Genomic DNA, 3880 nt, shown 5'->3' with positions numbered 1-3880 from the left:
CGTTAACTGCGGCTAATCGCTTCAGGCTTTTGTTTCGCCCATAAAAAACCCCGTCACATGGACGGGGTTTTTTTAGTGCGCCAGAAAATTACTCTGGGCGAACTTGTGCAGCATGCATACCCTTTTGGCCTTTCTCAGCCACGAAGGAAACGGTTTGGCCTTCTTTCAGGCTTTTGAAACCGTCGCTTTCGATAGCTTTGAAGTGTACGAACAGGTCGTCACCGCCACCTTGAGGAGTGATGAAGCCGAAGCCTTTTTCATCGTTGAACCATTTAACGGTGCCGGTTTGGCGATTAGACATGGTGTATCTCCAAGAAACATATATTTTCAGTAGTGCTGTGCTGCTCAGGCCAACTGGGCACACCGGAGTATCATAGTCGAAATGTTCGATTTGGGAGCCCCCCGGACGTGCTGTTTGCCTTCGTATCGCCTGTTCTTTGTCGCTGTGTATGGCTGGAAGCCCCGGTTTAAAAGGCTTGTAGCCAAATACATGGCCTGTAAAAAAAGCTGTAAAAGCTGCGTAATTTGTCTGAAATAGTGGCTTTTCAGCTGTTTTCTACTCGCCAGGGCCGGTGTTTTTAGCCCTGCAGCAGCTTATTTCTTGACTCTGCATTCCTGAATGGCGTCCAGCGCCTTGGTGCGCAGCTCTGCGCTCGGCTGTTTTGTCTTGCTCATCAGCTCGCTGATTTCGGCCGTTGTAAACTTCTCGTTGAGCTTGTCCGCGCCACAGGCGCAATGCAATTCGGCGGACTTCTGGTCGACGCTCTGGCTGGCGGCGGAAACGCAATCCTTCATATAGCTTTCGCGAACCCCGGCAGGCCAGGCAGCCTGCGCGCTAAGCGGGAGCAGCATAATCAGTGGGGAGGCAAGGGCGATAAGGCGGATAAGACGCATAGCTGGAACTCCTTGAGGTCGATAATGTGTGGCGATTCTCAGCCTATTTGAGGTGGGCCGTACATCTCAAGTTCACTTTTTGATGCAAAAGCCCTGAATTCGGCGTTGGCCAAACAAGGTCGCGGCGACGACCGTTCATCTGTGCTAGGATCCAGCGCTTGGGTATTTTCAGGCTCTGGATGACCTGTTCTCCAGTAGCGGCCAATACCCGAATAACCCTGATTTGATCTCCAGTCACTCTGGTTCGGTTCCCGGTTGGCCGCAAGGCTCCTGCCGCTGTAAGGCAGGCGTTCAATATTGAATGGCCTGGACTGAATCGCGTACTGGCTGCTCATCCCAACCCACGTGACCTTTGGTAGGGGTCACCACTAGGAGAGGAGGCGCCATGCCCACTATTACTCTTCCCGACGGCAGTCAACGTTCCTTCGATCATCCGGTTTCCGTAGCCGAGGTCGCCGCATCCATTGGTGCCGGTCTGGCCAAGGCCACCGTGGCCGGCAAGGTCAACGGCAAGCTGGTTGACGCCAGTGATGTCATCGACAGCGACGCGACCCTGCAAATCATCACGCCCAAGGATGAAGAGGGGGTGGAGATCATTCGCCACTCTTGCGCTCACCTGATTGGCCACGCGGTCAAGCAGCTGTACCCGACGGCGAAAATGGTGATCGGTCCGGTCATCGATGAAGGCTTCTATTACGACATCGCCTACGAGCGTCCTTTCACTCCGGACGACCTCGCGGCGATCGAACAGCGCATGCACCTGCTGATCGAAAAAGATTACGACGTCATCAAGAAAGTCACTCCGCGCGCCGAAGTGATCGACGTGTTCACCCGCCGTGGCGAAGACTACAAGCTGCGCCTGGTCGAAGACATGCCGAACGAACAGGCCATGGGCCTGTACTATCACGAAGAATACGTCGACATGTGCCGCGGTCCGCAYGTGCCGAACACCCGCTTCCTGAAATCCTTCAAGCTGACCAAGCTGTCCGGCGCCTACTGGCGCGGCGATGCCAAGAACGAGCAGTTGCAGCGCGTTTACGGCACCGCCTGGGCTGACAAGAAGCAACTGGCGGCCTACATCCAGCGTATCGAAGAAGCTGAAAAGCGCGACCATCGCAAGATCGGCAAGCGTCTCGGCCTGTTCCATACCCAGGAAGAAGCGCCGGGCATGGTTTTCTGGCACCCGAACGGCTGGACCCTGTACCAGGTACTCGAGCAGTACATGCGCCAGGTTCAGCGTGAAAACGGCTACCTGGAGATCAAGACTCCGCAAGTGGTTGACCGTAGCCTGTGGGAGAAATCCGGGCACTGGGCCAACTACGCCGAGAACATGTTCACCACGCAGTCGGAAAGCCGCGACTACGCGATCAAGCCAATGAACTGCCCTTGCCACGTGCAGGTGTTCAACCAGGGCTTGAAAAGCTAMCGTGAGCTGCCGATGCGTCTGGCCGAGTTCGGTGCTTGCCACCGTAATGAGCCGTCCGGTGCGCTGCACGGCATCATGCGTGTGCGTGGGTTCACCCAGGATGATGCGCACATCTTCTGTACTGAAGAGCAGATGCAGGCCGAATCCGCCGCGTTCATCAAGCTGACCATGGATGTCTACGCCGATTTCGGCTTTACCGACGTCGAAATGAAGCTGTCCACTCGTCCGGAAAAGCGCGTTGGCTCCGATGAGCTGTGGGATCGCGCAGAATCGGCGCTGGCCTCAGCCCTTGATAGTGCGGGCCTGCCGTACGATCTGCAGCCAGGCGAGGGTGCTTTCTACGGTCCGAAAATCGAGTTCTCGCTAAAAGATTGCCTCGGTCGTGTCTGGCAATGTGGTACCTTGCAGCTCGATTTTAACCTGCCGATCCGTCTGGGAGCCGAATACGTCTCCGAAGACAACAGTCGCAAGCACCCGGTAATGTTGCACCGGGCGATCCTGGGTTCCTTCGAGCGTTTCGTCGGGATTCTGATCGAGCATTACGAGGGCGCGTTCCCTGCGTGGCTGGCTCCGACTCAGGCAGTGATCATGAATATCACTGATAAACAGGCAGATTTTGCCGCTGAAGTTGAAAAAACTCTCAATCAAAGCGGTTTTCGTGCCAAGTCTGACTTGAGAAATGAAAAGATCGGCTTTAAAATCCGCGAGCATACTTTGCTCAAGGTTCCCTATCTCTTGGTTATTGGAGATCGGGAAGTCGAGATGCAGACTGTCGCTGTGCGTACTCGTGAAGGTGCTGACCTGGGCTCGATGCCCGTCGCCCAGTTCGCTGAGTTCCTCGCGCAAGCGGTTTCCCGGCGTGGTCGCCCAGATTCGGAGTAATTATTATTAAGCGTGAAATGAGACAAGATAAACGAGCTGCACCGAAAGCCCCGATCAACGAGAATATCTCGGCACGCGAGGTTCGGTTAATTGGCGCTGACGGCGAGCAGATTGGCATCGTCTCGATTGATGAAGCGCTTCGTATTGCTGAAGAAGCCAAGCTTGATCTGGTAGAAATCTCCGCAGACGCAGTCCCACCGGTTTGCCGTGTGATGGACTACGGCAAATCGATCTTCGAAAAGAAGAAGCAGATTGCTGCGGCGAAGAAAAACCAGAAGCAGATTCAGGTAAAAGAAATCAAGTTTCGTCCAGGGACGGAGGAAGGGGATTACCAGGTAAAACTGCGCAACCTGGTACGTTTCCTGAGTGACGGGGACAGGGCCAAGGTATCCTTGCGATTCCGCGGCCGTGAGATGGCCCACCAGGAGCTGGGGATGGAACTCCTCAAGCGGGTTGAAGGTGACCTGCTCGAGTACGGTTCGGTCGAACAGCATCCTAAGATGGAAGGACGCCAGCTGATCATGGTCATCGCCCCGAAAAAGAAGAAGTAATCAACAGGGCACGGCAGGCCTTGCGATTATGTTAATCAACTGAATGCGGAGTATCCGAACATGCCAAAGATGAAAACTAAAAGTGGTGCTGCTAAGCGGTTTCTGAAAACTGCTAACGGTATCAAGC

5 protein-coding genes are annotated in these 3880 nt (G+C 54.7%); 3 read left to right on the top strand and 2 right to left on the bottom strand.

The features are described 5' to 3' along the window. Nucleotides 1–88: 88 nt before the first annotated feature. Both AC1DH9_RS24595 and AC1DH9_RS24590 read right to left on the bottom strand, forming a co-directional pair. Nucleotides 89–301 (bottom strand): cold-shock protein, encoded by a 213-nt coding sequence (locus AC1DH9_RS24595; protein WP_477808940.1) that lies wholly within the window; start codon nucleotides 299–301, stop codon nucleotides 89–91. A 293-nt stretch (nucleotides 302–594) separates the two neighbouring features. After that, nucleotides 595–894, bottom strand: coding sequence for a hypothetical protein (locus AC1DH9_RS24590; RefSeq protein WP_427534710.1), 300 nt, complete (start codon nucleotides 892–894; stop codon nucleotides 595–597). 385 nt (nucleotides 895–1279) lie between these two features. Between AC1DH9_RS24590 and thrS the strand changes: the two genes are divergently transcribed. From thrS to AC1DH9_RS24575, 3 genes are all read left to right on the top strand, one after another. Next, nucleotides 1280–3202 (top strand): threonine--tRNA ligase, encoded by a 1923-nt coding sequence (gene thrS / locus AC1DH9_RS24585; RefSeq protein WP_477808939.1) that lies wholly within the window; start codon nucleotides 1280–1282, stop codon nucleotides 3200–3202. Further along, nucleotides 3202–3753 (top strand): translation initiation factor IF-3, encoded by a 552-nt coding sequence (gene infC / locus AC1DH9_RS24580; RefSeq protein WP_169843736.1) that lies wholly within the window; start codon nucleotides 3202–3204, stop codon nucleotides 3751–3753. Before thrS ends, infC begins: the two co-directional genes overlap by 1 nt. 60 nt (nucleotides 3754–3813) lie before the next feature. Continuing rightward, on the top strand, nucleotides 3814–3880 hold a 67-nt coding region (locus AC1DH9_RS24575; RefSeq protein WP_477808941.1), incomplete at its 3' end, for a 50S ribosomal protein L35.

Source organism: Pseudomonas sp. 05T35 (assembly GCF_056396605.1).
The sequence above is the reverse complement of the archived record's forward strand: the minus strand, read 5'-3'. Positions and strand labels throughout refer to the sequence as shown.